27 protein-coding genes are annotated in these 26,005 nt (G+C 71.3%); 15 read left to right on the top strand and 12 right to left on the bottom strand.

Annotated features, from left to right (window positions below; translation table 11 throughout):
* Nucleotides 1–2: 2 nt before the first annotated feature.
* Both ABIA36_RS02695 and ABIA36_RS02690 read right to left on the bottom strand, forming a co-directional pair.
* Nucleotides 3–1,088, bottom strand: a complete 1,086-nt coding sequence (locus tag ABIA36_RS02695; protein ID WP_369960728.1) for an NADH:flavin oxidoreductase/NADH oxidase — start codon at nt 1,086–1,088, stop codon at nt 3–5.
* 8 nt (nt 1,089–1,096) lie between these two features.
* A complete protein-coding gene (locus ABIA36_RS02690) occupies nt 1,097–1,714 on the bottom strand; it encodes an HAD family hydrolase (protein ID WP_369960727.1) in 618 nt (205 codons plus the stop codon).
* Nucleotides 1,715–1,755: 41 nt separating this feature from the next.
* Here ABIA36_RS02690 and ABIA36_RS02685 point away from each other — a divergent pair, with 41 nt between their 5' ends.
* The 4 genes from ABIA36_RS02685 to ABIA36_RS02670 all read left to right on the top strand — a co-directional run bounded on the left by ABIA36_RS02685 (nt 1,756) and on the right by ABIA36_RS02670 (nt 4,667).
* Nucleotides 1,756–2,628, top strand: a complete 873-nt coding sequence (locus ABIA36_RS02685) for an NAD(P)H-hydrate dehydratase (RefSeq protein WP_369962063.1) — start codon at nt 1,756–1,758, stop codon at nt 2,626–2,628.
* A gap of 68 nt (nt 2,629–2,696) precedes the next feature.
* Nucleotides 2,697–4,052 (top strand): hypothetical protein, encoded by a 1,356-nt coding sequence (locus ABIA36_RS02680; protein ID WP_369960726.1) that lies wholly within the window; start codon nt 2,697–2,699, stop codon nt 4,050–4,052.
* Between the two features lie 81 nt (nt 4,053–4,133).
* The gene (locus ABIA36_RS02675; RefSeq protein ID WP_369960725.1) at nt 4,134–4,457 is read left to right on the top strand and encodes an MTH1187 family thiamine-binding protein; all 324 of its coding nucleotides are present in this window, start codon (nt 4,134–4,136) and stop codon (nt 4,455–4,457) included.
* On the top strand, nt 4,458–4,667 hold the full coding sequence (locus ABIA36_RS02670) for a hypothetical protein (protein ID WP_369960724.1): 210 nt from the start codon (nt 4,458–4,460) through the stop codon (nt 4,665–4,667).
* A 7-nt stretch (nt 4,668–4,674) separates the two neighbouring features.
* On the opposite strand, the gene ABIA36_RS02665 is transcribed toward ABIA36_RS02670, so the two are convergent.
* The 7 genes from ABIA36_RS02665 to ABIA36_RS02635 form a co-directional block, all read right to left on the bottom strand.
* The gene (locus tag ABIA36_RS02665; protein ID WP_369960723.1) at nt 4,675–5,955 is read right to left on the bottom strand and encodes an MFS transporter; all 1,281 of its coding nucleotides are present in this window, start codon (nt 5,953–5,955) and stop codon (nt 4,675–4,677) included.
* Nucleotides 5,956–6,065: 110 nt separating this feature from the next.
* The gene (locus ABIA36_RS02660) at nt 6,066–6,719 is read right to left on the bottom strand and encodes a response regulator transcription factor (protein ID WP_179607489.1); all 654 of its coding nucleotides are present in this window, start codon (nt 6,717–6,719) and stop codon (nt 6,066–6,068) included.
* 49 nt (nt 6,720–6,768) lie between these two features.
* On the bottom strand, nt 6,769–8,064 hold the full coding sequence (locus ABIA36_RS02655) for a hypothetical protein (RefSeq protein ID WP_369960722.1): 1,296 nt from the start codon (nt 8,062–8,064) through the stop codon (nt 6,769–6,771).
* Complete coding sequence (locus ABIA36_RS02650) at nt 8,061–9,227, bottom strand: sensor histidine kinase (RefSeq protein WP_369960721.1); 1,167 nt, start codon at nt 9,225–9,227, stop codon at nt 8,061–8,063. Before ABIA36_RS02650 ends, ABIA36_RS02655 begins: the two co-directional genes overlap by 4 nt.
* A 16-nt stretch (nt 9,228–9,243) precedes the next feature.
* Nucleotides 9,244–10,449, bottom strand: a complete 1,206-nt coding sequence (locus ABIA36_RS02645; RefSeq protein ID WP_369960720.1) for a homoserine O-acetyltransferase — start codon at nt 10,447–10,449, stop codon at nt 9,244–9,246.
* A 51-nt stretch (nt 10,450–10,500) separates the two neighbouring features.
* Nucleotides 10,501–11,217: a potassium channel family protein gene (locus ABIA36_RS02640; RefSeq protein ID WP_369960719.1), complete on the bottom strand. Its 717-nt coding sequence runs from the start codon at nt 11,215–11,217 to the stop codon at nt 10,501–10,503.
* Nucleotides 11,218–11,230: 13 nt separating this feature from the next.
* Nucleotides 11,231–12,007, bottom strand: a complete 777-nt coding sequence (locus ABIA36_RS02635) for an SDR family oxidoreductase (RefSeq protein ID WP_369960718.1) — start codon at nt 12,005–12,007, stop codon at nt 11,231–11,233.
* A gap of 131 nt (nt 12,008–12,138) precedes the next feature.
* On the opposite strand from ABIA36_RS02635, the gene ABIA36_RS02630 reads away from it, so the two are divergent.
* Entirely contained in the window at nt 12,139–13,461 is a 1,323-nt protein-coding gene (locus tag ABIA36_RS02630; RefSeq protein ID WP_369960717.1) for a bifunctional o-acetylhomoserine/o-acetylserine sulfhydrylase, read from the top strand.
* Nucleotides 13,462–13,528: 67 nt separating this feature from the next.
* On the opposite strand, the gene ABIA36_RS02625 is transcribed toward ABIA36_RS02630, so the two are convergent.
* Nucleotides 13,529–14,347, bottom strand: a complete 819-nt coding sequence (locus tag ABIA36_RS02625) for a nucleotidyltransferase domain-containing protein (RefSeq protein ID WP_369960716.1) — start codon at nt 14,345–14,347, stop codon at nt 13,529–13,531.
* Nucleotides 14,348–14,370: 23 nt separating this feature from the next.
* The gene (locus ABIA36_RS02620; RefSeq protein WP_369960715.1) at nt 14,371–15,831 is read right to left on the bottom strand and encodes an MFS transporter; all 1,461 of its coding nucleotides are present in this window, start codon (nt 15,829–15,831) and stop codon (nt 14,371–14,373) included.
* Nucleotides 15,832–15,873: 42 nt separating this feature from the next.
* Between ABIA36_RS02620 and ABIA36_RS02615 the strand changes: the two genes are divergently transcribed.
* The 7 genes from ABIA36_RS02615 (at nt 15,874) to ABIA36_RS02585 (ending at nt 20,158) form a co-directional block, all read left to right on the top strand.
* Nucleotides 15,874–16,395: a phosphoribosyltransferase gene (locus tag ABIA36_RS02615; RefSeq protein ID WP_369960714.1), complete on the top strand. Its 522-nt coding sequence runs from the start codon at nt 15,874–15,876 to the stop codon at nt 16,393–16,395.
* A 12-nt stretch (nt 16,396–16,407) separates the two neighbouring features.
* Nucleotides 16,408–17,100, top strand: coding sequence for a uracil-DNA glycosylase (locus tag ABIA36_RS02610; RefSeq protein WP_369960713.1), 693 nt, complete (start codon nt 16,408–16,410; stop codon nt 17,098–17,100).
* A 35-nt stretch (nt 17,101–17,135) separates the two neighbouring features.
* Nucleotides 17,136–17,714 (top strand): N-acetyltransferase family protein, encoded by a 579-nt coding sequence (locus ABIA36_RS02605; RefSeq protein WP_369960712.1) that lies wholly within the window; start codon nt 17,136–17,138, stop codon nt 17,712–17,714.
* 44 nt (nt 17,715–17,758) lie between these two features.
* A complete protein-coding gene (locus ABIA36_RS02600; protein ID WP_369960711.1) occupies nt 17,759–18,307 on the top strand; it encodes a DUF2781 domain-containing protein in 549 nt (182 codons plus the stop codon).
* Nucleotide 18,308: 1 nt separating this feature from the next.
* Nucleotides 18,309–18,533, top strand: coding sequence for a hypothetical protein (locus ABIA36_RS02595; RefSeq protein ID WP_369960710.1), 225 nt, complete (start codon nt 18,309–18,311; stop codon nt 18,531–18,533).
* A complete protein-coding gene (locus ABIA36_RS02590) occupies nt 18,533–18,946 on the top strand; it encodes a VOC family protein (RefSeq protein WP_369960709.1) in 414 nt (137 codons plus the stop codon). The genes ABIA36_RS02595 and ABIA36_RS02590 overlap by 1 nt, the downstream gene beginning before the upstream one ends.
* Nucleotides 18,947–19,090: 144 nt before the next feature.
* Nucleotides 19,091–20,158, top strand: coding sequence for a hypothetical protein (locus ABIA36_RS02585; protein ID WP_369960708.1), 1,068 nt, complete (start codon nt 19,091–19,093; stop codon nt 20,156–20,158).
* Between the two features lie 181 nt (nt 20,159–20,339).
* Here the strand turns inward: ABIA36_RS02585 and ABIA36_RS02580 are convergent, their stop codons facing one another.
* Complete coding sequence (locus ABIA36_RS02580) at nt 20,340–20,684, bottom strand: hypothetical protein (RefSeq protein ID WP_369960707.1); 345 nt, start codon at nt 20,682–20,684, stop codon at nt 20,340–20,342.
* 32 nt (nt 20,685–20,716) lie between these two features.
* Here ABIA36_RS02580 and ABIA36_RS02575 point away from each other — a divergent pair, with 32 nt between their 5' ends.
* From ABIA36_RS02575 to ABIA36_RS02565, 3 genes are all read left to right on the top strand, one after another.
* Entirely contained in the window at nt 20,717–22,126 is a 1,410-nt protein-coding gene (locus ABIA36_RS02575) for an amidase (protein ID WP_369962062.1), read from the top strand.
* A 128-nt stretch (nt 22,127–22,254) separates the two neighbouring features.
* Nucleotides 22,255–23,655 carry an aspartate aminotransferase family protein gene (locus tag ABIA36_RS02570; RefSeq protein ID WP_369960706.1) on the top strand — a complete coding sequence of 467 codons (1,401 nt, stop codon included), beginning with the start codon at nt 22,255–22,257 and terminating at the stop codon, nt 23,653–23,655.
* 70 nt (nt 23,656–23,725) lie between these two features.
* On the top strand, nt 23,726–26,005 hold the full coding sequence (locus ABIA36_RS02565) for a choice-of-anchor D domain-containing protein (RefSeq protein WP_369960705.1): 2,280 nt from the start codon (nt 23,726–23,728) through the stop codon (nt 26,003–26,005).

The following is a 26,005-nucleotide window of genomic DNA, read 5'->3' as shown; positions in this document are numbered from 1 at the left end:
GCTCAGTCGCGCCAGGCCGCGCGCAGGTACTGCGGCGGCCAGTAGTCGACCCTGACGCCGAGCTCATGAGCGGCCCGCAGCGGGAAGTGCGGGTCGCGCAGGAGTTCGCGCGCCAGCATGACCGCGTCCGCACTGCCGCCCTCCACGATGTCGGCCGCCTGCTGCGGCGTCGTGATCAGGCCGACGGCGCTGACGTCCACCTCGGCCGAGCTGCGGACGTGCTCCGCGAACGGCACCTGGTAGCCCGGCTGGAGCGGGATGCGCACGCCGGTCTGGATGCCACCGGAGGAGATGTCGAAGAAGTCCGCGCCGGCCTCCTGCGCCCAGCCCGCGACGATCGCGGTCTGCTGCTCGTCCCAGCCGCCCGGCGTCCAGTCGCTGCCGGAGAAGCGCACGAACAACGGCACGTCGTCGCCGACCTCCTCGCGCACCTCCGCGACGACGCGCAGCAGCAGCCGGGCGCGGTTCTCCAGCGATCCGCCGTACTCGTCGGTGCGGTGGTTGGCGATGGGGGAGAGGAACTGGTGCAGGAGGTAGCCGTGCGCGGCGTGCAGCTCCAGGATGCGGAAGCCCACGTCGACCGAGCGGCGGGCCGCGGCGCGGAAGTCGGCCACGATCCGGTCGATGCCGGCGAGGTCGAGCTCCTGCGGCACATCATCGTCGCCGAACGCGATCGGCGACGGCGCGACGGCCGTCCAGCCGCCCTCCTCGGCCGGGACGGTGCCGTGCCGGTCCTCGAAGCCCCAGGCCGGCCAGGTCGACGCCTTGCGGCCGGCGTGCCCGAGCTGGATGGCGGGGACCGCGCCCTGCGACGCGATGAACTCCACGATCGGCCGCCACGCCTCCGCCTGCTCGGGGGTCCAGATGCCGGTGTCGCGCGGCGAGATGCGGCCCTCGGGGCTGACTGCGGTGGCCTCCGTGAAGACGATCCCGCTGCCTCCCGTCGCCAGGGCGCCGAGGTGGACGAGCTGCCAGGTCTGCGGCACACCCGAGTGGTCGAGCACGGAGTACTGGCACATGGGGGAGGTCCAGATGCGGTTGCGGACCGTCACGCCGCGCAGGGTCAGCGGATCGAAGAGCGAAGTCATACTCGTTACTAAGCCGCCAGAGTCTGAAGATATGCCCGGAGGTCCTCCGCGGACGTGTAGACGTGCCCTGCGATGCCGAGCGCGCGGGCGCCCTCCACGTTCTCGGGTTTGTTGTCGATGAACACGGTCTGGGCGGGCGTGACGCCGAGCTCGGCCATGACGTGCTCGAAGATCTCCGCGCTCGGCTTCACCGTGCCCAGCTCGCCGCTGACGAACACCTGCTCAAACAGGTCGCCGAGCGTGCCGTGCCGGAAGTAGGAGCCGAAGTCGCGGCCCGCGTTGGACAGCAGCGCCAGCCGCGTGCCGCCCTCCTTGAGGTCGAGCAGCACCTGGAGCGTGTCGTGGTCGATGGTCAGCCAGCTCCGGAAGTCCGCCAGCCACAGCCGGTGGATCGTCGCGTCCTCCCAGCTCTCGCCGAGCTCCCGCTCGATGCCGCGCCAGTACTGCTGGATGGTCAGCGTGCCCTGGTCGAGCGCATTGCGGTGCCGCCAGTACGCCGGCCAGAACTGCTCGGCGTCGCCACCCGCGATCCCCACGAGCGCCGTGCGGTCCGCCTCGCTCGGGCTCACGGAGATGACCTCGCCGTAGTCGAAGACGACCACCGATCCGGGGATGGAGATGCTCACCTGTTCAACCTATCGTGGGCGGCGGAGGTTCGATGGAGAAGATGACGGTCCCCGCCGGTCTGGCGATCGGGACGGAATGGCACGAGGAGTTCGCCCGCGGCTGGATCGCGGTGCCCACCGAGTCCGACGACAAGTACACCCGCGGGGTGCTCGGGATGGTCACCGGCTCCGCGCGCTATCCCGGCGCCGCCGTGCTCGGCGCCGAGGCGGCCGCACGCACCGGGGTGGGGATGATCCGCTACCTCGGCGCCGAGCGCGCCGCCCACGAGGTGCTGCGGCGACGGCCGGAGGTCGTGTCGGCGCCGGGACGGGTGCAGGCGTGGCTCCTCGGCTCCGGGATGGACGCCGACGACCGCGACGACGACGACCTCCGCAGGCTCCGCGAGGCGCTCGACGACGGCACCCCGCTGGTCATCGACGCCGGCGCGCTCGACCTCGTGATGCGGGCGCGTGGTCCGGTCGTCATCACGCCGCACTACCGCGAGCTGTCGAAGGCGCTCGCCGCGGCGGCCGACGACGGGGCTCCCACGCCGGGGCCCGACGACATCCGCCAGGACCCGGGAGGCTGGGCCGAGCGCGCGGCCGCCGCCCTCGGCGTGACGGTGCTCCTGAAAGGCCACACCACCCACGTGGCCACCCCCGACGGCTCGCGCGTCACCGTCACGGCCGGGCCGCCGTGGCTCGCGACGGCCGGCAGCGGCGATGTGCTCGGCGGCGTCCTCGGCGCGCTCGTCGCGACGCACGCCGACGCGATCGACGAGCGCGGCCACGAGGCGCTCGCGGCGCTCGCGGCGACCGCCGCCTGGGTGCACGGCCGGGCCGGGGAGGCCGCCTCGCAGGGCGGACCGGTCGCCGCGCTCGACGTGGCGGAGGCGGTGCCGGTGGTGCTGCGGAGGCTGCTCGCGCGAAGCTGAGCGTCCTCGCACGCTGGCGGGCGCCCGGGGGCGGCACCACCGATACCGGTCCCATAAGATGAGGCGCTATGGGGATAGACGCCGCGGGGATGGACGCCGCTCCGGTACCGCTTCCAGCGTCAGACGCGAAACCGGACGCGACCACTCTGCGCCGGATCGCGGCCAGCCCGCTGAGCCTGTGGATCGGCTTCCTCGTCGTCCATCTCGTCATCGGCGGCCTCGGGCTGCTGCAGCACACGGGATTCGGCGACGTCTTCTGGGTCTACAAGCCGTGGGCGCAGCTCGCGGCACAGGGCACCGAGATCGTCGGCCTCAACGCCGACTGGGTGTATCCGTTCGGCGCGATCGTGCCGATCATGCTGCCGCTGCTGTTCGGCGAGGACAACTATCTCGGCGGCTGGCTGACGATGGTCATGCTGCTGAACGCAGCCGCCTTCGCCGTCCTCATCGTCGGCCGTGAGCCGCGGAGGATCGTCGCCGCCTGGTGGTGGCTGGGCTTCCTGCTGCTCCTCGGCCCGATCTCGGTCGGCCGCCTCGACGCCGTCTCCGGCTCCCTCGCGATCGTCGGGCTGCTCTGGCTGACCTTCCACGAGCGCGCCGCTGTCGTGGTGCTGACCATCGCCACCTGGATCAAGGTGTGGCCGGCCGCCATCATCGTCGCCGCCGTGATCGCGATGAAGACGCGCTGGCGGATCGTCGCGACCGGGGCGGTGACGAGCCTCATCATCGTGGCGGTGCCGCTCATCTTCGGCGGCGGCCTGCACGTCCTCAGCTTCATCACGATGCAGACCGACCGCGGCATCCAGATCGAGGCGCCCGTCGCGACCTTCTGGATGTGGCAGGCCGCGTTCCACGTCCCGGGCGCCGTCGTCTACTACGACCAGGACCTGCTCACCTTCCAGGTGACCGGGCAGGGCACGGTGGAGGCCGGCTCGCTGATGAACCCGCTGCTCGCGCTCACCGTGCTGGTCGTCGCCCTCATCGGCATCCGCTCGCTGCGGCGCGGGACGCCGTACACGCGCATCCTCCCTGAGCTCTCGCTGGCGCTCGTGACGGCCTTCATCGCGTTCAACAAGGTGGGCTCGCCGCAGTACATCATCTGGCTCGCCGCCCCGGTCGTGATCGGGCTGGTGTACCAGGGCCGGGGGTTCAAGACGCCCGCGATCATGGTGCTGACCATTGCGGCGCTCACTCAGCTCATGTACCCGTACTTGTACGACGGCCTCCTCGTGCCGCTGCCGGCGATGGTCGCGGTGCTCACGGCGCGCAACCTGATGTACTTCGTCGTCCTCGGCTGGACGATCGGGGCGCTCTGGCGCAAGCGGCACCGGGATGAAGCGGCGGGCGATCTGCTGCCCGCGCACGCCTGGCCGTTCCGCTCGGCGCCCGACGCGCACCCGGTGCCGGTGCGTGAGGCGCGCTAGTCCGTCCGGGCGCCCGCGCTCACTCCTAGACTGGCTCGTGTGCCGGACGTACCATCCCGGTGCACGACAGAAGGAGGGCTCATGCTGGTCGCATTCTCGGTTGCTCCGAGCGGAGCGGAAGGACCGGAGGGCTCGGTGCACGACGCGGTCGCCGCGGCGGTCCGGATCGTGCGTGAGTCGGGCCTCCCGAATCGCACGAACTCGATGTTCACGGAGATCGAGGGCGAGTGGGACGAGGTCTTCGACGTGATCCGCCGGGCCACGGAGGCCGTCGGCGCGTACGGCCCCCGCGTCTCCCTGGTGCTGAAGGCCGACATCCGGCCCGGACGCACCGGCGAGCTGGACGGCAAGGTGGAGCGGCTGGAGGCAGCGCTGCGCCGGGCCGAGGCGCCGGAGGACGAGTAGGTGAACCCCTTCCTCACCATCGGCTACTTCGTCGTGCTGTACGGCTGGCCGATCTACCTGCCGGTGCTCGTGCTCGTCGCGGGCACCCTCACCGGGGCTGTGGTGGTCGCGATCGTGGGCGCCGTCCGGTCCGGCGTGCGCCGGCCGGAGGCCGCCGGGGACGACGTCGATATCGCCGACTTCTTCGACCCCGGCCCGGAGTCGCGCTAGCGAGGCGTCAGTCGATCGGGACGGGGTCCAGCCGCTGGGCGTGGACCACTCCGGTGTCCACCCCGCGCCGCTCGCGCGAGCGGTCGATCCCGAACGAGACCAGCGCGAGGACGATGCCGGCCACGGCGAGGACCGCGCCGACGACGATCGGCGACAGGTAGCCGAAGCCGGCCGCGATGGTCAGGCCGCCGAGGAAGGCGCCGGAGGCGTTGGCGATGTTGAGGGCCGAGTGGTTCAGGGCCGCGGCGATCGACTGGCTGTCGTGGGCGACGTCCATGAGGCGGGTCTGGATCATCGGCGACAGCGCGGAGGCGGCCGCGGCGATGACGAACACCGAGATCAGCAGGCCGGCCAGGAGGTGCGCGCTGAAGAAGAGCGCTGCGAGCCCGGCCAGCATGATCCCGAAGAAGAGCAGCATCCCGCGCTCGACGCTGCGGTCGGCCATCCGGCCGCCGAGGATGTTGCCGATGGTCATGCCCACGCCGATCAGGATCAGCACCAGCGGCACCGCCGACACCGGCAGCCCGGTGACCGTCGTGACCATCGGCGCGACGTAGGTGTAGACCGCGAAGAAGCCGCCGAAGCCGATCGCGCCGATCAGCAGGGCCAGCCAGACCTGGAGGCGTGTGAAGGCCCTCAGCTCGTTGCGCAGCGTGGCCCTCGGGTCGCCGGCCTGCCACGGCACGAGCAGGGCCACGGCGACGAAGGTGAGCGCGAAGATCGCGGCGACCACCACGTAGGCGACACGCCAGCCGTGCTGCTGCCCGATCCAGGTGATGAACGGCACGCCGATGACGTTCGCGATGGTGAGCCCGGAGAGCACGAACGCGACCCCCTGGCCGCGCTTGCCCGGACCCATCAGCCGCGCGGCGACGAGGGAGGCGATGCCGAAGTAGGCGCCGTGCGGCAGGGCGGAGAGGAACCGGGCGACCAGCACGAGCGGGAAGGTCGGGGCGAACGCGGACGCGATCGTGCCGACCGTGAAAGCGACCAGCAGCCAGAGCAGCAGCTTCTTGCGCGGCCAGCGCGCCGCGACGGCCGCGATGGTCGGCGCTCCCACGACGACGCCGAGCGCGTACGCCGAGATGATCCAGCCGGCCTGCGCGTTGGCCGCGGTGGGGGAGGCGGCGTAGAGCTGCGGCAGCAGATCGTGGGCGATGTTCGGCAGCAGGCCCATGGCGACGAATTCGGTCGAGCCGATGCCGAAGCCGCCGAGGGCGAGTGCGAGGAGCGCAAGACGAGTACGGGCCGGCGACAACGTCGTCGGCCCGTCGATAACCGGGTTCACCGTGACAGTCTATCGAATCGTTTCGACTGCTTCAGACGAACGAACTGGCAGGACATGCCGTGAGGACGGCGCGCGAGACGGCGTGTCCTGCCAGGTGGATGACGCGCGGGTCAGTCGTTCTGGAGGAGGATGCCGTCCTGGATGGCGCGCTTGCGCAGGGCGACCTTGGTGCCCACGTCGTAGCCGGCCACCCGGTACTTCTCGCGGATGCGCTTGAGGTAGCTCTTCGCGGTCTCGTCCGAGATGCCGAGCTGGAAGGCCACGGCCTTGACCGGCTCGCCCGCGCCGTACAGCGCCATCACGCGGCGCTCCTGCGCGCTCAGCTTGGGGGCGCCGCCCAGCTCGCCCGCGTTGAGCGCGAGGTCGAGCTCGGCGGAGATGAACGACTCGCCCTTGCTGGCGGCGCGGATGGCCTCCACGATCATCTCGGCGTCCTCGCTCTTCACGAGGTAGCCGAGCGCGCCGGCGGCCAGCGCCTCGCGCACGACGGCCGGCTCGGAGTACGTGCTCATCAGCACCGTGCGCACGCCCGTCGTCTTCAGCGTCGACAGCTTCAGCGAGATCGGGATGTTGTCCTTGAGGTCGAGGTCGAGCAGCACGACGTCCACCGGGAACTCGGGGTGCGTCAGCAGCTCCGGCCAGCTCGCGACCGCCGCCACCATGCGGATGTCGTCCGCGGCGCCGCGGATCCACTCGGTGAGTGCGCCGAGCAGCATCTTGTGATCGTCGACGATGGCGATCCTGATGGGGGGAGTCTCGCTCATGAGCAGCCCTTTCTACCGGTGGACCGGTCCTCCTGGTGTGGCCGGCTGGTCAGGTCAGCTCGGCCGTCGTGTCGCTCACGGTGGTGATCTCGATTCGCAGAGCCGAGTCGCTGAACGACTCGGTGTGGCGTCCCACCTTACGGATAGCTTGCCACGCCGCGGGGTCGACCCCGTTTCGCGGCACACCGGTGGTCGTGATCACGATCTTCATTGTGGCACCGGTCGCCACGGCCGATCCGGCGGCGACCTGCGGCCCGGCAGCCCGCTCGATGTCGAGCGTGAGGCTTCGTGCCTGGCCGGCGCCGGAGCGCACCGGGTCGCTGATGAGCAGCCAGACCGCGGTGAGGAGACCGTCGCGCTGGTCGCGGGTGAGGCCGGCCGCGAGGCCGTCCGGGTCGGTGAGCGTCACCGTCGGGCCGAGCAGCGCGGACTCCGTGACCGCGTGGTACAGCCAGGTCTCCTTGCGGCCCTGGATGAGGTGCAGGCGCAGCTCGGTGGCGATGCTGGCCGCCTGGTCGGCCGTGGCCTCGTCGAGCGGGAGGGCGGTGCGGCCGGTGGCGACGCCGTCGAGCAGCCGCTCGGCCGCGAGGTCGAGCCGGGCGAGCTCCTCCGAGGCCATCATCCCGACCGCGTAGCCGGGCGAGGACACCGTGCTCTGCACCTGCACGAGGTCCAGTTCGAGCTGGACGAGGGTGCTGAGCGCGCGGACGATCTCGACGCCGACCACGGCGGGGGCGACGGCGATCGCCACGGTCGCGATGCCGGGCCCGAGCATCTGGATGTCGCCGACCGACCGCCAGAGCAGCACGACCGCGAGCGCCACCCCGAGCACCGCCGTCGCGAGGAGGATGTCGCGCGCCGGCCGCACCGGCACGCACAGCAGCAGCGCGGGCCCGACGGCGGCCGCCGCGGTGAGCGGGTACCAGCCCGTCGTCGACGCCGTGCCCAGGATGTCGAGCGCCACGACGACGGCCCAGAGCGCCAGGGCGGCGACGAACAACCCGTCGGGAAGCCGGTCAGGCAACCGGAAGCGGAGCACGAGCGCGGTCACCAGGGTGACGATCAGCACGCCCCACGCACCGAGGCTGTACGGGAGCGCCGGGTAGTACGGGGCGGTCATCACCATGATCGCGAAGAGGAAGGCGATGAGCGCGATCGAGGCGACGTTGAACCCGAGGTCGAGCCGGGCGCGCCCGAGGGCGTCGCGCTCCTGCCGCCCGCGGGGGAGGGCGGCGCTCTCCAGGGCGGCCGTGCCGGGGGTCCCCGATTTCGGCGACCGCCGGCCGGTCACGCGTCCGCCCAGGATCCCGCGAGAGATCGGGATGGTGCGATCGTTCCGGCTCACTTCGGCACCTCCAGCACGACCGTGGTCCCGCTGCCCGGCGAGGAGAACAGCCGGGCGTTGCCCCCGACGTCGCGCAGCCGGGCGACGATCGACTCGGTGAAGCCGAGCCTGCCCTCCTCGATGCTCGCGACGTCGAAGCCCTTGCCCGCGTCGGTGACCATCGCACGCACCGTGGTCTCGTCGTCGGTGATGGTCACGTGCGCCTCGTTGACCCCGGAGTGCCTGCGCACGTTCTCCAGGCACTCGCCGAGGGCGAGCAGGAACGAGTCGAGCACGTCGCTCGGCAGCAGGACCTGGCCCTGGCCGTGCCAGTTGACCTCGAGGCCCATCCGGCGGAAGCGCTGCTTGACCGACTCCAGCGTGTTGCCGAGCGTCGACTCCTCGACGGGCTTCAGCCGGTAGTCGCCCGAGCGCGACGGGTCGGGGGTGAAGCCGAGCCGGAGCTGGCGGAGCAGCGCCGCGTCCTCCGCGGCCTGCTCGCGCAGCGCGCCGACGCCGACGCCGACGCCCGAGTGTGCCAGCAGGGTGAGCGTGGCGAGCACCGTGTCGTGCAGCAGGCGGGCGCCCTGGCGGCGGCGCGCCTCCGTCTCGCTCGCCTGGCGCTCGACGCGGTAGGCGCGGCTCATGGTCGAGATGCGCTTGAGGGCGCGCGGCACGGTGCGCGACAGCCAGACGCCGGTCGCCGTCAGGGCGACCCAGCCGGCCGCGATGAAGATCAGGACCTCGATCAGCAGAAATCCGGTGCCCCACAGCGTGAGCACCGTCGCGGCGATGGTCGCCGCCCCGGCCACGATCCCCAGCACCATGCGGGTGCGGGAGGTCGGCGCGATCACCGCGACGCTCGCGATGCCGACCGCCGCGACGACGCCGATGGTGGTCACCGCGGACGGACCGAGCTCGGTCCGCGGGAGCAGGTGCAGGAGCATCAGCCCGAGCCCGGCGACCACGGTCACGCACATCCAGACCGTGAGCCGGCCGAGCGCGACGAGCTGGAACTGGGCGACGCCCATGCAGGCCAGCAGGACGAGCGACGCGAAGTACAGCGGCAGCGGGATCGTGCCGGGGACGCTCAGGGTGAGCAGCGTCGTCGCCGTGGCGGTGAGGCCGACGGTGCGGGCGGTGGTGGCGAGCAGCCGATCACGCTCCTTCTGGATGCGCGACATGCCCCTCCGTTCCCCTCTACGCCGCGAACAGCCTCCGGAGCTGTTCGCTGACCGCGTCGTCCTCGATCAGGAATCCGTCGTGACCGAAGTCGGAGCGGATCACCACCGGCAGCCTACCGTCGATCGTCTCCGGGAGGTGGGAGGCGATCAGCTCCTGACCCTCCAGCGGGAACAGCCGGTCGCTGTCGATGCCGACCACCAGGGTGCGCGCCGTCACCCGCGCGAGCGCGGACGCCAGGCCGCCGCGGCCGCGGCCGACGTCGTGCGAGTTCATCGCCTCGACCAGGGTCAGGTAGCTGTTGGCGTCGAAACGCCGGGTGAACTTGTTGCCGTGGAAGTCCAGGTAGGACTCCACTGCGAACCGGCCGCCGCCGCCGAGCGGGCTGATCTCGCTCTGCCAGGCGCGCTCGAACCGCCCGTTCAGCTCGGACGGGCTGCGGTAGTTGAGCAGCGCCATCCGGCGGGCGAGCGCGAGGCCGCGGTGCGGGCCCTCGCCGTCCTTCTCGTCGTAGTAGTAGCCGCCGTGGAACAGCGGGTCGGTGCGCACCGCCTCGATCTGCACCGAGTTGAGCGCGATCTGGTCGGCGGTGGAGAACGGGGGCGCGGCGATGACCGCGAGCCGCTCGACGCGCTCCGGGTACGCGACGGCCCACTCCAGCGCCTGCATGCCGCCCATCGAGCCGCCGACGACGGCGGCCCAGCGGTCCACGCCGATCGCGTCGGAGAAAGCGGCCTGCGCGTTCACCTGGTCGCGGATGGTCGTGAACGGGAACCGCGGCCCCCACTCGGCGCCGTCCGGCGCGATCGAGGCGGGGCCGGTGGTGCCCTGGCAGCCGCCCAGCATGTTCGGCGCGACAACGAACCAGCGGTCGGTGTCGATCGCCTTGCCCGGGCCGATGATGCCCTGCCACCAGCCGGCGGTGGGATGTCCGGGGCCGGACGCGCCCACGGCGTGGCTGTCGCCGGTGAGCGCGTGCAGCACGAGCACCGCGTTGTCACGCGCCTCGGACAGCTCGCCCCAGGTCTCGTAGGCGACCCGGACGAACGGGAGGCTCTCGCCGCTCTCGAACGCGAACGCGCCGATCCCGGCGAAGGAGCGCGCCCCGGCCGGGTCGGACTCCTTCCACGCCCCACTCGCCGCGGGCTTGCCGAGCAGCGACCGCGCCTGAGCCTCCGTGATGAAGCTCGAGGGTGCCGTGTCCGCCGAGGTCTGCCACTCCATTGCCCCATTCTCCTGGAGCGCGGGAGCGCGCGGCGCAGTGTTACGCGGCGCTCAGCCTTCCTCGCCGTCGCGCGGGCCGGTGTCCTCGACCGCCCGGGGCCCGTCCGCCGTGTCGTGCTCCCGCGCCCGGCGTTCCCTGGCCTGCTGGGTCTGCTCGCTCAGGAGGTTGACGATGGTGGCGCTCGCCGTGCCGACGATCGCGATGCCGCCGATCATCAGCACGATGGCGAGGAGGCGGCCCGTCACGGTGACCGGGTAGTAGTCGCCGTAGCCGACGGTCGCCATCGTCACGCACGCCCACCAGAGCGAGTCGCCGAACGAGCGGATGTTCGATCCGGGGGCGTAGCGCTCGACCTGGTACACGGCGAGCGAGATGACGTAGATGAACATCACCACGAACGTGCCGGCGATGATGAGGATGCGCCGGCGCAGGTGGCTCCCGCTGTCGCCGCGGAGGCTCGGGATCCGGAACAGATCGCTGATCAGCCGGAACGGACGGGCGACCGGGATCAGCACCGACAGCAGGTCGACCACGTTGCGACGCACGAACCGGCGCTTGTCCTCCGCGAGGCGGAAGCGCACGACGTAGTCGACCAGGAACGCCACCCAGATCAGCGCGAGCAGCCAGATGAGGGCGGCGTACAGCAGTCGCCCCATGCCGGGATCGAGGACCGTCCACGAGTAGGCGACGAGGAACGCGACGCTCGCGACGACGCCCGGCCACACCGTGGCCGCCTCATAGCGCCTGCGCTTCGCGTCGTCCGCCATCGTCGCCGTCCGGTCAGTCCGTGACCCTGAGCTCGCCCTTGGCGAAGCGGTGCGGGGCCGCCTGTGCGACCGGCTTCACCACGATCAGGTCGAGGTCCACGTGCCGCGGCAGCTCGAGGGCATGCACGATCGTCTCGGCGACGTCCTCGGCGGTCAGCGGCTCCGGCACGTCCTCGTAGACCGCGTCGCGGCGGGCCTGGTCGCCGTCGAAGCGGACCAGCGAGAACTCCTCGGTGGCGACCATGCCGGGGGCCACCTCGACGACGCGGATGGGCTCGCCGTTCAGCTCCAGGCGCAGCACCTCGGTGAGGGCGTGCTCGGCGAACTTCGCCGCGTTGTACCCGCCGCCGCCCACGTAGGCGGTGAGGCCGGCGATGGAGGTCAGGTTGAGGATGTCGGCGTGGCCGGTCTCCCGCGCGCCGTCGCGCAGGAGCGGCAGCAGCGCGCTGATCACGCGCTTGGTGCCGATGACGTTGATCTCGTACATCCAGACCCAGTCGTCGACGCTGGAGGCCTCCACCGAGTCGAGGCCCTTGGCGCCGCCCGCGTTGTTCACCAGGGCGTGGACGGGGCCGGTCGCGGCGAGGTGGTCGCGCAGCGCGTCCACGTCCTCCTGGCGGGTCAGGTCGGCGGCGAAGACGTCGGCGCCGGTCTCCGCAGCGAGCTCGTCCAGGCGCTCCTGCCGGCGGGCGACGCCGACGACCTCCCAGCCCCGCTGCCGGAACAGGCGGACCGTCGCCGCCCCGATCCCCGAACTCGCTCCCGTCACGACCACACGTCTGCTGCTCATGCTGCCTATTCTCACGGGTTACGGCATGTTTCGGGCACGTTGCCCGTGCGCGGCCGCGAGTCTAGCGTGTGAGCGACCACCCGAAGGTGTTACGCACCCGCAGGCCATCACCCGAACAAGGAGCTCAAGCCATGACCGACGCCGCCGACTGGCAGTTCGAGACCAAGCAGATCCACAGCGGCGCCGCGCCGGACCCGGTGACCAACGCGCGTGCGACCCCGATCTATCAGACGACCTCCTACGTCTTCAACAACGCCGAGCACGCCAAGAACCTGTTCGCGCTCGCCGAGTTCGGCAACATCTACACCCGCATCCAGAACCCGACCCAGGCGGTCGTCGAGGAGCGGGTCGCCGCGCTCGAAGGGGGCACCGGCGCCCTCCTCGTCGCCTCGGGGCAGGCGGCGGAGACCTTCGCGGTGCTGAACATCGCCCAGGCCGGCGACCACATCGTGTCCTCCAGCTCGATCTACGGCGGCACCTACAACCTGTTCAAGTACACGCTCGCGAAGCTCGGCATCGAGACCACGTTCGTGGAGAACCAGGACGACGCCGAGGAGTGGCGCCGCGCCGTCCGCCCGAACACCAAGCTGTTCTTCGCCGAGACCATCGGCAACCCGAAGATCAACATCCTCGACATCGAGCTCGTGGCCGAGGTGGCGCACGAGTCCGGCGTCCCGCTGATCGTGGACAACACGATCGCGACCCCGTACCTGATCCGCCCGTTCGAGCACGGCGCCGACATCATCGTGCACTCGGCCACCAAGTTCCTCGGCGGCCACGGCACGGTCATCGGCGGCGTCGTCGTGGACGGCGGCACATTCGAGTGGTCGACCCACGCCGAGAAGTTCCCCGGCCTGACCCAGCCGGACCCGTCGTACCACGGCGCCGTCTACACGGCTGCGGTCGGCGACGGCCTGGCCTACATCATTAAGGCCCGCGTCCAGCTCCTCCGCGACCTCGGCGCGGCGATCGCGCCGGCCAGCGCCTGGCAGCTCATCCAGGGCATCGAGACCCTCTCGCTGCGCGTCGAGCGGCACACCCAGAACGCGCAGGAGATCGCGGAGTTCCTGGAGGCCCACCCCGACGTCGCCTCGGTGAACTACTCCGGCCTGCCGACCAGCCCCTGGTACTCCGCCGCCAACCGGTACGCCCCGAAGGGCGTCGGCGCGGTGCTGTCCTTCGAGCTCAAGGGCGGCGTGGACGCGGGCGCGGCCCTCGTCGACAACCTGAAGCTGTTCAGCCACCTGGCCAACATCGGCGACGTGCGCAGCCTGGTCATCCACCCGGCCTCGACCACGCACTCCCAGCTCACCCCGGAGCAGCAGCTCACCGCGGGCGTCACGCCGGGCCTGGTGCGCCTCTCGGTGGGCCTCGAGAACATCGACGACCTGAAGGCCGACCTGTCGGCCGGTCTCGCCGCGGCGCGCGCCGTCGTGGAGGCCGCCCGAGTCTAACCCCCCCCAACCCATCCATCGAAACGTGAGTCGTTGCGGAAATCAGTGACCTGGAATCCGCAACGACTCACGTTTCGTTGTTCGGTGGATCGGGTCGGTGGCGGGCGAGCTCCACGCACTGGCGGAGGAGGGCGATGGCCTCCCGCGCGTCGGCGGTGACGAAGGTCTGCCGCTCGCCCGCACGGTCGCGCACGGCGCGGTCGAGCAGCTCGGCGTGCTCCGGCCAGCGGGCAGCGGCCGCCCGGGCGGCGTCGGTCTTGGAGACGATGCGGCCGGACTCCATCGTCTCCACCAGGCGGATCGGGCTGAGGGCAAGCCAGCGGACGGTCTCCGGGCGCACCGGGTCGCCGGGCTCACGGTCGGCGAGCTCGGCCTCCGCGCTGTCGCCGACGGGCACCCAGAAGTCGATGAGGTCGGTGCGGGCGCGGGTCGCGAGGTGCGCCGCGGTGTCCGGGTGCCGGTCCGCGGTGGGGGTCCAGATCACGTCCCCGCCGTCCGCGATGCCCTGCACGCCGTCCTCCAGCTCGCGCCAGGTCGCCCAGCTCAGGCTGCCGCCGGCGAGGGCGGTCACCAGCACGCCCTCCACCACCTGCGGCGCCGTCTCCACCCGGTCCGGGCCGCGGGCGATCTCCGACTCGGTGAGGTAGACGCCGTCGATGTGCGGCGACGACTCGGCGTGCAGGCTCGCGAGCGCCGGGAGGTCGTCGACCGGGTCGCGCGTGACGACGAACACCACGTCGATGTCGCTGACGCCGTCGTACCAGTCGCCGGTCGCCGCCGATCCGGTGACGACCGCGCGGCTGACCAGGCCGGGTGCGCGGCGGCGCTGCTCGAGGAGGAACCGGGTGAGTGCCTCGCCGACCTGCGGCGGTAGTTGAGCGTCCATGATTCCCCCTTGATCGAGTCCTGTCAGACGATCGTCGCCTCTGCGTCGGCGAAGGCCAGGCGAGGCACGAAGAACAGCAGCACAGCGGCCACCAGCGCGCCGAGCCCGCAGATGGTCCAGACCAGCATGTAACCGAACAGGCTCGCCGCGGTAGCCGTGACGGTCGCGGCGCCGGTGAGCAGCACGACCCCGAAGACGGCCGAGGCGAACGAGCCGCCGATCGTCTTGGTCGTGTTCGTCATCGCGGTGGCGACGCCGGTCTGCCCGCGCGGCGCTGCGGCGGCCGCGGCGGCGGGGAGTGCGCCGACGAGGGCTCCGGAGCCGATGCCCGCGATGGCCATGTTGGCGAACACCTGCCAGGTCTCCTGGTGGAACGGCAGGAAGAGCAGGTACCCGATCGCCACCAGGAAGGATGCGGCAATGAGCGTCACGCGCGGGCTCAGCCACGACGACACCACCGGGAAGAGCACCGCGCCGACGATCATCGAGATGAGGTACGCGCCGATCAGGATGCTGCGCTGGCCGGCGCTCAGCCCCAGGCCGTAGCCGTTCACCGGATCGGTGCCGGCGAAGGTGCTGAGCGGGGCCTGCGCGCCGAGCAGGCTGATGCCGATGAGGCCTGCGGTGAGCTGCACCGGCCACATGTTCGGCTGCCGCAGCACGCGCAGGTCGATGGCCGGGTCCGGCTGCCTCAGCTCCCAGCGGCCGAACGGGATGAACGCGAGCACGCCGAGGACGATGAGCGCCCAGACCCACCAGGTGCCGACGCCGTCGATCCGCAGGAAGGTCAGGCCCGAGGTGATGAGGAGGAGCGCGAGCGTGAGCAGCACGAAGCCGACGCCGTCCAGCGTGCGTCCCCGCACGGGCTCCGACTCCGGGACGCCGAACAGGATCGCGAAGAACACGAGCGTGACCGCCGCGGCGGGGACCATCAGCGTGGTCGTCACGTTCTGGCCGAGTGCCTCGAACAGCAGTCCGGCGCCGATCGCGCCGACGATCGCGCCGAACTCCAGCGCCACCACGAGCAGGCCGGCCGCGCGCCGGGTGCGCGACGCCGCGGTGCCGGTGCGGCGGCCGCGGTCGAAGATCAGCGCGATCTCCAACGGCAGCCAGACCACGTAGAAGCCCTGCAGCGCGAACGCGATCAGGTAGGTGGTGAAGTCGTGCGAGAACGCGAGCGCCCAGCTCGACAGCGCGGTGAGCACGGTCGCCAGCAGCAGGATCCGCTTGTGCCCGAACATGTCGCCGAGCTTGGCGAGCACCGGAACGACCAGCGCGGAGAGCAGGAGCTGGGCGGCCTCGAACCAGTTGTAGTCGGCGTCGTGGATGCCCAGGTGCTTGACGATGTCGGAGATCAGCGGCACGTAGTAGCCCTGCAGGATGCCGCTGGTGAGCTCGACCAGTGCGAGCCAGCCGATCAGCGCGGCGGTCGCGCCGATCGCGGTGGACGCCCGACGCTGGGCGACCGTCTTCTCCGAAGTCATGCGCGGATGCTAACACCTGCCGCGCCCTTGTACGGTAGATGCGTGGCCAGCGAAACCGACGATTCAGGTGCAGACGTTCTCGAAGAGACGGAACGGGAGGTCCTGGGCTGGCTCGAGTTCGGCGACGCCGCCCGTCACCTGGCCGGCGAGGTGGTCGAATCCGGTTTCGAGCCCGACATGGTCGTGGCCATCGCGCGCGGCGGCCTGCTGCTGGCCGGCGCCATCTCCTACGCCCTCGGCATCAAGGCCTGCGGCGCGCTGAACGTCGAGTTCTACACCGGCGTCGACACCCGGCTGCCCGAGCCGGTCGTCCTGCCGCCGATGCTCGACTCCTCCGCACTGGAGGCCAAGCGCGTGCTGCTCGTGGACGACGTCTCCGACTCCGGCCGCACCCTCGCCATGGTCGTCGACCTGATCGCGGCGTCCGGCGCCGACGTGCGCACGGTGTGCCTGTACTCCAAGCCGCGCACGGTGCTGGAGCCCGACTTCGTCTGGCGCCGCACCGACCGGTGGATCACGTTCCCGTGGTCGGCGCTGCCGCCGGTGACGGCCTCCACGCACTGATCCCGGGTGATCGTGGCCAAGACCCTGGCGGAGCTCGCCGCCGACGGCGCGGTGGACCCGGGCTGGGCGCAGGCGCTCGCCCCGGTCGCCGACCGCATCGCCGGGATGGGCGACTTCCTGCGCGCCGAGGTGGCGGCGGGGAGGCCGTACCTGCCGGCGGGCGAGAACGTGCTCCGGGCGTTCCGCGCGCCGTACTCGGACGTGCGCGTGCTCATCGTCGGCCAGGACCCGTACCCGACGCCGGGCCACCCGATCGGTCTGTCGTTCGCGGTCGAGCGCCACGTGCGCCCGATCCCGCGGAGCCTCCAGAACATCTACCGCGAGCTGCGCGACGACCTCGGCGTGGTGCCGCCGCCGCACGGCGACCTGAGCGCGTGGGCCGGCAACGGCGTGATGCTGCTCAACCGGGTCCTCACCGTGCGGCCGGGCGCCCCGGCCTCCCACCGCGGCAAGGGCTGGGAGCCTGTGACCGAGCACGCGATCCGCGCCCTGGTCGAGCGCGGCCGGCCGTTCGTGAGCATCCTGTGGGGTCGCGACGCGTCCACGCTGAAGCCGCTGCTCGGCGGCAACCCGGTGATCGAGTCGCCGCACCCGAGCCCGCTGTCGGCGTCGCGCGGGTTCTTCGGGTCGCGGCCGTTCTCGCGGGCGAACGCGCTGCTGGAGGCGGCGGGGGAGCAGCCGGTGGACTGGTCGCTCGAGCCGTAACGCGACCGAAACGCACGACGACGTACCCTGTTACCGTGCTGGAAGAGGAATACGAGAGCCGCCGGGTTCTGCCGCGCCACCTGCGCAAGCCCGAGCCCACCGAAGCGCCGTTCGACTACGCCATCCGCGATGCGCGGCCCGAAGACCTTCCCCACGTGCGCGAGATCTACAACCACTACGTCGCCAACAGCACCGTGACCTTCGACGAGGACGCCATGACGCTGAAGGAGTGGAAGAACAAGTTCGCCTACCTCCACAAGCTCGGGATGCCGTTCATCGTGGCCGAGTCGCCGAGCGGGCAGATCCTCGGCTACGCGCTGGTGTCGCCCTGGAAGCAGAAGCGCGCGTACCGCTTCACGGTCGAGAACTCGATCTACCTGGGCGCGGCCTCCACCGGCAAGGGCCTCGGCCCGGTCCTCATGCAGGAGCTCATCGACCGCTCCAAGGCCGCGGGCCTCAAGGAGATGATCGCGGTCATCGCCGACAAGGGCGCGGAGGCCTCGATCAAGATGCACGAGAACTTCGGCTTCACCGAGATCGGCCGGATGGGCCGCGTCGGGTACAAGTTCGAGCGCTGGCTGGGCACGGTGCTGATGCAGAAATCGCTCAAGTAGACCAATCCTTCAAGGAGGCCGGCCGCGCCGCTAGGGTGTGACCCGTGAGCACCGCCACCCCGCACCCCGGTGAGGTCGCCTCCGCCGCCCCGGCGACGCCCGCGAACCTCCCGCTCCGCAAGCGCCCGTTCGACATCTTCTTCGTCGTGATGTTCTCGCTGTTCAGCCTGACCTGCGTCATCAGCGACGCCATCCCGACGCTCGGCATCCCGCAGACGGCGACGACGACCAACATCCTGGCGCAGTGGAACTACACGTACTCGTCGCAGTACGACCCGCTGTACCAGCACGAGGCGCTGTGGCTGCGGTTCATCACCGGCACGAGCGCGTTCGTCTACCTGCCGTTCTACATCCTGCTGATCGTGTGCCTGGTCAAGGGCTTCAACTGGATCCAACTCTTCTGCGTCATCTACGCGACCATGATCATCAGCCTGACCGCCATCCCGATCTTCGGCGTCGAGTTCTTCGGGCCGGTGGGGGAGCGCACGCCGAACCCGGTCGTCTTCCTGCTCTACAACGGGCCGTACGTCCTGGTGCCGCTGCTGCTGCTCATCCGGATGCGCAAACCGATGCCGTTCACCAGGAGGTTCTGAGATGCCGTTGCTGGAAGACCTGTCCGTCTACGAGGACGGTGACGTGTTCACCGTCTACGACCACTCCTACCTGGACGAGGACGCCGAGCCCGGCCGCGGAAGGCTGCTCGGCACGGTCGTGCGCACGGCCGACGGCGACTACGTCCCCGACGGGCCAGGAGCGATGTTCCCGTGGGTGTCGCCCGCGCGCACGATCGACGACGCGCTCGCGGCGTTCGTCGGCTGATGGACGACACAGCACCGGTGCGGCAGCTCCGCATCGTCGTGGAGGCAGACGACTACGACGAGGCGCTCGCGTTCTTCCGCGACGTGCTCGGGCTGCCCGAACAGGCGAGCTACGCGGGCGACGGTGGCGCCCGGGTCGCCATCCTCGACGCGGGCCGCGCGACCCTGGAGCTCGCGAACCCGGCGCAGAAGGCGATGATCGACGACGTGGAGGTCGGCCGCCCGGTCGCCCCGCGCATCCGGCTGGCCTTCGAGGTGGACGACGGGCGCACGGTCACCTCCCGGCTCGTGGAGGCCGGGGCCGAGCTGATCGCGCCGCCGACGGTGACGCCGTGGAACTCGCTGAACGCGCGCCTGGCGACGCCGGCCGACCTCCAGGTGACGGTGTTCCAAGAGCTCGGCGACGGCGCATAACGACTCCGGCATGGTGGCGACCGTAGTATTCGATCGCGCAGCGCCAATACGACGGCATGCTGCACTGGACGGGTTGGGGGATCGATGAAGGTCAGGGGATCGATGAAGGTCGGGGGATCGATGAAGGCTGTCGTTGGAGCGCCGATGGCCGCGTTCATTCTGGTCGCGCTGCTGGCGGGGTGCTCCGCGCCCACGTCGGGTGCTCCGACCCCGACCGGGCGGCCCGCGACGCAGACGCCGACCGCGACCGTCGCATCCGCTCCGACCCTGCGGGTGGCGACGACGTGCGATGCCCTGCTTCCGGCCGCATCGGCGGAGGCCGCCGCCGGCGCGGGCCTGCAGCTCCGAAGGTGGGCGCCCTCCACGCGCAATCCGGTCGAGTACGGTGACTTGCGAGCCGGTGCATTGACCTGCGAGTACCGAGGGCAGCTCGCCTCGGGCTCGAGCTGGCTCGCCCCGGACGTGTTCGTCGGCGTGCTCCCGACCCTCGGTGCGAACGACAGCTTCGGCGTCTTCGCGAACATCTCGGGAGTGACGGTCGACGGTGACCACTACTTCGGATGCCAGCCGTATTCCGGCTCGACCGGCACGCTCTGCGAGTTCGGCCAGATCGTGGGCGACTACCAGGTGATCGGCTCGGCGATGGTGCTGGCTCCCGCCGCACCGGACGAGGCGGCCGTCCGCAAGACGTTCGACGACGCGGCCGCGGTGGTCGGTCGCCTGGGCGCCCCCGCGCCGCTGTGGCAGCCGGCGGGTGGGAGCCTGCGCGGGGTCACCTCGCCGGACGGCTTCCTACCACTCGATCGCATCGCAGCCGCGCTGGGGGTCGCCTCGGTGCAGTCGCCGAAATCCGAGGGCGGCGAGTACACGACGACGCGGCTGGCGTCCGCTCGGCTCAGCGGGTCCTACTGGTCGGACTTCGTCGCAGAGCAGGGCAACCGGAGTGTGAGCGCCGCCGTGCTTCCCGGGGGCGCGCTCTACTACGACGAGCTGAAGCGAACGCCGCTGTCCGGCACGAGCGATGTCCAGGCGGTGAGCGGCCTCGGCGACGACGCCTATCTGTCCACCTTCCGGATGGATCTGCCGGGTGGCCCTGGCGAGCCGTTCCAGTACCTCGACGTGAAGGTGAAGAACAGTTGGCTGCAGGTCAGTGGAGCATCGCCGGCCGTGCTCGAGCAGCTCGCGCGCGAGATGATCGCGAACCTCTCCTGAGCCTCCTATGAGTCTGCTGCGGATGCGTCCGTGGCGACCGTCCGCGACCTAGTCTGACGTCGACGACATCGTCGGACGGCCCGCGTGGCGGGTCGGCCGAGTGAGGCCGATGGCACAAATCGTGGCCGGGAGCAGGCTCCCGGCCACGTCCATGTCCGCCGGTCGTCCCGGCGCGGCGGGCTCAGGTGCGCGGCGTCGCCCTCCTGAGCACGGCGAACCCCGCGAGCGCGGCCAGTGCTGTCGGGATCAGCAGCCACGCCGTCACGCCGACCGGCTCGTTGGCGACGAACCACGCGCCGACCGCCGGCCAGCTTCCGGTGAGGGTGATGAGCGCGGCCCGCCGACGATCAGCAGTGTCAGCGCCGCGATGACGGCGAGCACGCCGTACAGCCGCCAGCGCCTCGTCGGCGAGGAGGTTGACGCCTCTGCCGACCGTGGCCGGGTTGATCCGGTAGAAGGCCGCGAACTCGTTGGTGGACGGCACCTGGGTCTCAGGCGGGTAGACGCCCTCGATGATGTCGTTCAAGGGCATAGCGTGGACCCGTGGAACTCCATGAGATGACGGCGCTGGCGTTGTGGCAGGAACTGCAGGCGGGGCGGGTGTCGCCGCGGGAGCTGGCCTCCCACTACCTCGACCGCGTCGAGCGGCTGAACCCGCAGCTCGGCGCGTTCGTCACCGTCACGCGCGAGCGCGCTCTGGAGCGGGCGGACGAGGTCGCGGAGAGGGTGCCGAAGACCGCGCCGCTGTGGGGCCTGCCCTCGGGCGACAAGGACCTCTGGCTGCGCGCCGGCGTCCCGGCAGGCTTCGGCTCGCGCGTGATGGCGGGTTTCGTCCCCGACCGCTCCGACGAGATCGTGGAGACGCTGGACGCTGCGGGCGCCGTCAGCCTAGGCAAGACCAACGCGCCCGAGTTCGGCCTCCCCTCGTATACCGAGTCGCTCGTCGCGCCCCCCGCCCGAAACCCCTGGAACCCGTCCCTCGGCGCCGGCGGGTCGAGCGGCGGTGCGGCCGTGGCGGTGGCGAGCGGGATGCTGCCGTTCGCGCCCGGCTCCGACGGCGGCGGCTCGATCCGCATCCCGGCCGCCGCCTGCGGCCTGGTCGGGCTGAAGCCGTCGCGCGGCCTCGTTCCCGCCGGGAGCGGCATCGACTCGCTCGCCGGGCTCGTCGTCGACGGCCCGCTGGCGCGCACCACAGCAGACGCGGCGCTGCTGCTGGACGGGATGATCGCGAAGGTCGGCGGCCGCATCGACCACCACTACACGCTGCGCGCACCCTATGACGACGACGGCCCGTTCCTCGGTACGGCGATCCGCGGGGAGGGCCGGTTCCAGCTCGGCGTGATGACGACCTCCGCGTGGGACGACGCCTACGACGTCATGGTCTCCCCGGAGGCGCGGGCGGCGCTCGACGCGGCTGTGGAGGGTTTCGCGGCGATGGGACACGGCGTCGAGGAGACCGCGCTCGAGCCCGACCCGACGTATGCTCCGGCGTTCCGGACGATCTGGCAGGCGGGCGCCGCGCGCATCCCGGCCGAGGGCGACGCCCTCGCTCTGCTCGAACCGCTCACCGCGTGGCTGGTGCAGCGCGGCCGCAGCATCCTCGCCCGCGAGCTCAGCGAGGCGCTGAGCGCGCTGACCGCGTATGAGCGTTCCTTCCTCCGCCAGCTCGCGTCGTTCGACGCGGTGCTGACGCCGGCGCTCGCGCTCACGCCGCGGCCGATCGGCTGGTACGACCAGGAGGACGGCGAGCGCAACTTCGAGCAGCAGGTGCTCTACACGCCGTTCACGTCGATGCTGAACGTGACCGGGCTGCCCGCGATCGTGCTGCCGGTGGCGCAGACCGACGACGGTCTCCCGATGGGCGTGCAGCTCATCGGCCGGCCGGGCGGCGAGCGCACGCTGCTGTCGCTGGCGGCGCAGCTCGAACGCCGCATCCACTGGGAGACCCGCCGCCCGCCCACCTGGTGACCCCGCCAACACCGGAGGAGATCCGGGCAATCCCGGCCCCGATGTCCTCCGCTGACCGCTCCAGCCGGGCGTGTCGCCCCTGATCTCCTCCGTTGTCCACGGCACCCGCCGAGGGCTACCCTGCGCGTGTGGACGATGCGTTCCGCCCGGTGCTCGGCGAGGCCGCCGAGCTCGCGGGCCGATGGTTGGACGGCGTGCGCGACGGGGCGATCCAGCCGAGCGCGGATGTGGAGACGGTCAAGGACGCGCTGGGCCGGCGGCTGCGGGAGCGCGGACCCGCGCCAGAGGAGGTCCTGACGCACCTGGCGGCAGCCGTCGAGCCGGGCCTGATGCGGATGCACTCGCCGCGCTTCCACGGCTGGGTGATCGGCGGCGCGCAGCCGGTCGCGCTCGGCGCAGACTGGCTGGTCGCGGCCTGGGACCAGAACTCCGCATTGCGGTCGGTCACGCCCGGAGTGGTCGCCGCGGAGGAACTGGCGGCCGAGTGGCTGCTCGACCTCCTCGACCTCCCCAGCGGCGCGGAGGTCGGCTTCGTCACGGGCGCGACGCTCGCGAACCTGGTCGGCCTGGTCTGCGGCCGCGACGAGACGCTGCGCCGCGCCGGCTGGGACGCGCGCACCGACGGGCTGGGCGGAGGGCCGCGGGTGCGGTTCCTCGTCGGAGCCGAGCGACACGCCTCCGTCGACGGCGCCGCTGTGCTGGCCGGTCTCGGCGCCGGTCGCCAGGTCGCCTCGGACGACGAGGGCCGGATGCGTGTGGACGCGCTGCGGGAGGCGCTCGCCGACGGCGACGGCCCGGCGGTCGTCGCTCTGCAGGCCGGCAACGTCCACTCGGGCGCGTTCGACCCCCTCGCCGACGCGATCGAGGTCGCGCACGAGGCGGGCGCCTGGGTCCACATCGACGGCGCGTTCGGGCTGTGGGCCGCCGCGGTTCCCGGCCTGCGGCACCTGACCGAGGGGATGGCGGCCGCCGACTCGTGGGCCACCGACGCGCACAAGACGCTCAACGTCCCGTACGACAGCGGCGTCGCGATCGTCGCCGATCCGGAGGTCCTGCACGCCTCGCTGGCGCAGCACGCCGCCTACCTCGCGGCCTACGCGGGAGCCTCGGACCCCAGCGATCGCGTCCCGGAGCTCAGCCGCCGCGCGCGCGGCGTCCCGGTGTACGCGACGCTGGCCCGACTCGGCCGCGCGGGCGTCGCCGACCTCGTCCAGGGCCTCGCCGACGCGGCCACGACCATCGCGGACGGTCTGTCGACCATCCCGGGAGCGCGCGTGCTCAACGACGTGGTCTACACGCAGGTCTGCGCGACGTTCGGCGACGACGAGAGCACCCGCCGGGTGGGGGAGGCGCTGCGGCAGGGCGGCGTCGCGCTCGCGTCGCCGTCGGAGTGGCACGGGAGGGCGGTGCTGCGGTTCTCGGTCAGCAACTGGCTCACCGACTCCGCCGAAGCGGCGCGGACGCTCGAAGCGGTGCGGGAGGCAGTGGCGGCCGTGAATAAAATGAATTTATCTCAATATTCCTCTTGAAGTTCGCTCCCGCCGGGCATATTTTGCGGGGGGATGGAGAACCTGCTCCGTCCGGGGCAAAGGAGTTCCCGTGGGGGCACGCAGGGTCACGGCGGTATCGACTGTTCTCTCGCTGGGTCTGCTGGGCGGTGGCCTGATCGGGATCGCGCCGGCGGACGCGGCGGCCGGTCCTCAGCCGATCGTCGCCATGCAGATCGGGTTCCAGCCGACGTTCCAGTTCGGCGACGCCGGCGCAGCCCGCATCGCGTGGGCGAACCTGAGCCGGGGAATCCATCTCTCGATGGCGGGCAACGCCGGTGCGGGCATCGCAATCGACATCGTCCCGCCGACGGACAAACCGCTTCAGATGGGCGACTACCAGGTGGTCTACGCAGAGCAGCCGTCCGACCCGAACGTGCCGACGGTGAGCACGGATTACGGGGGCGAGGGCGCCGGCTTCACCGGCGAACTGGACATCCCCGACCTCGCCTGGAACGCGAGCGGTCAGCTCACGCGCTTCGACATCGTCCTGCAGGGGGTCGGCGAGCTGAGCCTCGGCGAACCGCAGCCGGGGACCACCGACCTCGGCGAGCACACCCTCGCCTTCGGTGCGGTCCCACGCGGCTACCGAACCGGTCCGGGCCATCAGGTCGAGTGGATCCACAACCTCGGAAGCGCAGCGGAGTCGATCGGAGCCCCGACCTTCACTGGTCAGGCGAAGGCCGATTTCAGCGCGTCCGCGAGCACGTGCGGCACCTCGCTGGCAGCGGGCGCCACCTGTTCGTTCTCGGTCGGCTTCTCGCCGACGGCGGGGGGTCCGCGGACAGCGACGATGTCGATCCCGATCGGCGGGAGCCCGCAGGCCGTCGCCCTGAGCGGTGTCGGTGCGATCGGCACGACGTCCTTCAGTTTCTCCGGCACGGATCCACTGGACAAGGGCACCACCAACCGCTTCACCGACGGGCCCGACGCCATCCTCCTGTCGCAGTCCGCGAACGTGTGGACCTGGACCGCCGTCACGCCGCAATCCGACACCGCGGCTGAGCTGACCCTGGCCGCACCGGCAGGCGGGATGAGCCCTGGAGTCCACACGACCAGTACCGACCCGATCGCCAGACAGGCCGTCGTCGCCGACGGGCTGCAGGTCGACCTGGGCGGCGAGGTCTGCGAATGGATGCCCGGCAGCATCACCGTGCACTCCTTCACGCAAGACGCCCGTGGCCTTGTGACGATGGCGGATGTCGACTACTCGGGATCCTGCCTCAGCGGCGGTCCGCTCACCGGCACCCTGCAGTGGCAGAACCGGGCGGACTCCACACCGCCCTCCTCACCGTCGGGAGTGAACGTCGCCGCCGTCCCGGGTGGACTCGTCACCTGGACCGCCTCGACCTCCGGCGACGTCACCCACACGATTGCGCGCGTCACGCCGGGAACGGCGGCGCAGTCGAGCGCGGGCGGCGGATACCCGCTCGCCGACGGCACCGGGACGACCGCTCACCTGCCCGCGCTGACGCCCGGGGTCTGGACGGTGTCCGTCTGGCCGGTCGACTCCACGGGAAACGTGGGCGTGCCGGCCACGCGCACGGTGACGATCGGCACTCCGGCCAAGCCGGTCGTCATCGCATCGCCACCCGTGAATGTGACGGTCACGCCCTCGAATGGCGGAGGGACGTTCACCTTCTCTCCGCCGACCGACGACGGCGGCGCTCCGATCACCGGTTATCGCGTCCTGAACACGAACACCGCGGCCGCTACGACAGCCTCATCGAGTCCGATCACCGTCTCCGGATTGAAGAACGGGAACCCCTATCAGTACATTGTCCAGGCCATCACCGCAGCGGGCTACGGAAGGCCCGCGTACGTCGCTCTCACTCCGACGGCTGGGCCCCCTGTCGCGCCTCCGCCGGCGACCAACGTGCTACCGGATCCAGGCTTCGAGTCGGGCATGGGCGGCTGGGCGATCTTCGGAACGGGCGCGGTCACCCGGGTCACCTCACCCGTGCACACCGGGTCGTGGGCGGCGCAGGTGACATCGACCTCTGCTCGCTCCGCGATCGCAGGGATGACGCAGAACACCGCGATCACGAACAGCGTCGCCGCGAAGAGCTACACCTTCTCGTGCTGGGTGCGTCCGAGCGGTTCGGGCCTCACGGTGATCGCTCGCCTCCTCGAGTACACGCAGAACTTCTCCTCCGACAACCACCTTGCCGTCACGACGATCGCCGATCTCCCTGCCGGTGTCTGGACGCAGGTCCACGTCAGCGGCACGGCCGTCCGTTCGGGCGAGCGGATCATCCCGCAGGTCTACGCCACGAATGCGACGGCGACGGCGGGCGCGGTGGCGTACGACGACTGCGTGCTCACGTCCTGA

Source organism: Leifsonia sp. EB34, from assembly GCF_041260585.1.
GTDB lineage: Bacteria > Actinomycetota > Actinomycetes > Actinomycetales > Microbacteriaceae > Leifsonia.
This window is presented reverse-complemented; position numbering and strand designations above follow the sequence as displayed.

Bases quoted from the DNA above. Each gene is read 5' to 3' on its own strand.
- ABIA36_RS02695 (WP_369960728.1), bottom strand. From the start codon at position 1,088: ATGACTTCGCTCTTCGATCCGCTGACCCTGCGCGGCGTGACGGTCCGC.
- ABIA36_RS02685 (WP_369962063.1), top strand. From the start codon at position 1,756: ATGACGGTCCCCGCCGGTCTGGCGATCGGGACGGAATGGCACGAGGAG.
- ABIA36_RS02680 (WP_369960726.1), top strand. From the start codon at position 2,697: ATGGGGATAGACGCCGCGGGGATGGACGCCGCTCCGGTACCGCTTCCA.
- ABIA36_RS02675 (WP_369960725.1), top strand. From the start codon at position 4,134: ATGCTGGTCGCATTCTCGGTTGCTCCGAGCGGAGCGGAAGGACCGGAG.
- ABIA36_RS02660 (WP_179607489.1), bottom strand. From the start codon at position 6,719: ATGAGCGAGACTCCCCCCATCAGGATCGCCATCGTCGACGATCACAAG.
- ABIA36_RS02650 (WP_369960721.1), bottom strand. From the start codon at position 9,227: ATGTCGCGCATCCAGAAGGAGCGTGATCGGCTGCTCGCCACCACCGCC.
- ABIA36_RS02645 (WP_369960720.1), bottom strand. From the start codon at position 10,449: ATGGAGTGGCAGACCTCGGCGGACACGGCACCCTCGAGCTTCATCACG.
- ABIA36_RS02640 (WP_369960719.1), bottom strand. From the start codon at position 11,217: ATGGCGGACGACGCGAAGCGCAGGCGCTATGAGGCGGCCACGGTGTGG.
- ABIA36_RS02635 (WP_369960718.1), bottom strand. From the start codon at position 12,007: ATGAGCAGCAGACGTGTGGTCGTGACGGGAGCGAGTTCGGGGATCGGG.
- ABIA36_RS02630 (WP_369960717.1), top strand. From the start codon at position 12,139: ATGACCGACGCCGCCGACTGGCAGTTCGAGACCAAGCAGATCCACAGC.
- ABIA36_RS02625 (WP_369960716.1), bottom strand. From the start codon at position 14,347: ATGGACGCTCAACTACCGCCGCAGGTCGGCGAGGCACTCACCCGGTTC.
- ABIA36_RS02620 (WP_369960715.1), bottom strand. From the start codon at position 15,831: ATGACTTCGGAGAAGACGGTCGCCCAGCGTCGGGCGTCCACCGCGATC.
- ABIA36_RS02595 (WP_369960710.1), top strand. From the start codon at position 18,309: ATGCCGTTGCTGGAAGACCTGTCCGTCTACGAGGACGGTGACGTGTTC.
- ABIA36_RS02590 (WP_369960709.1), top strand. From the start codon at position 18,533: ATGGACGACACAGCACCGGTGCGGCAGCTCCGCATCGTCGTGGAGGCA.
- ABIA36_RS02585 (WP_369960708.1), top strand. From the start codon at position 19,091: ATGGCCGCGTTCATTCTGGTCGCGCTGCTGGCGGGGTGCTCCGCGCCC.
- ABIA36_RS02575 (WP_369962062.1), top strand. From the start codon at position 20,717: ATGACGGCGCTGGCGTTGTGGCAGGAACTGCAGGCGGGGCGGGTGTCG.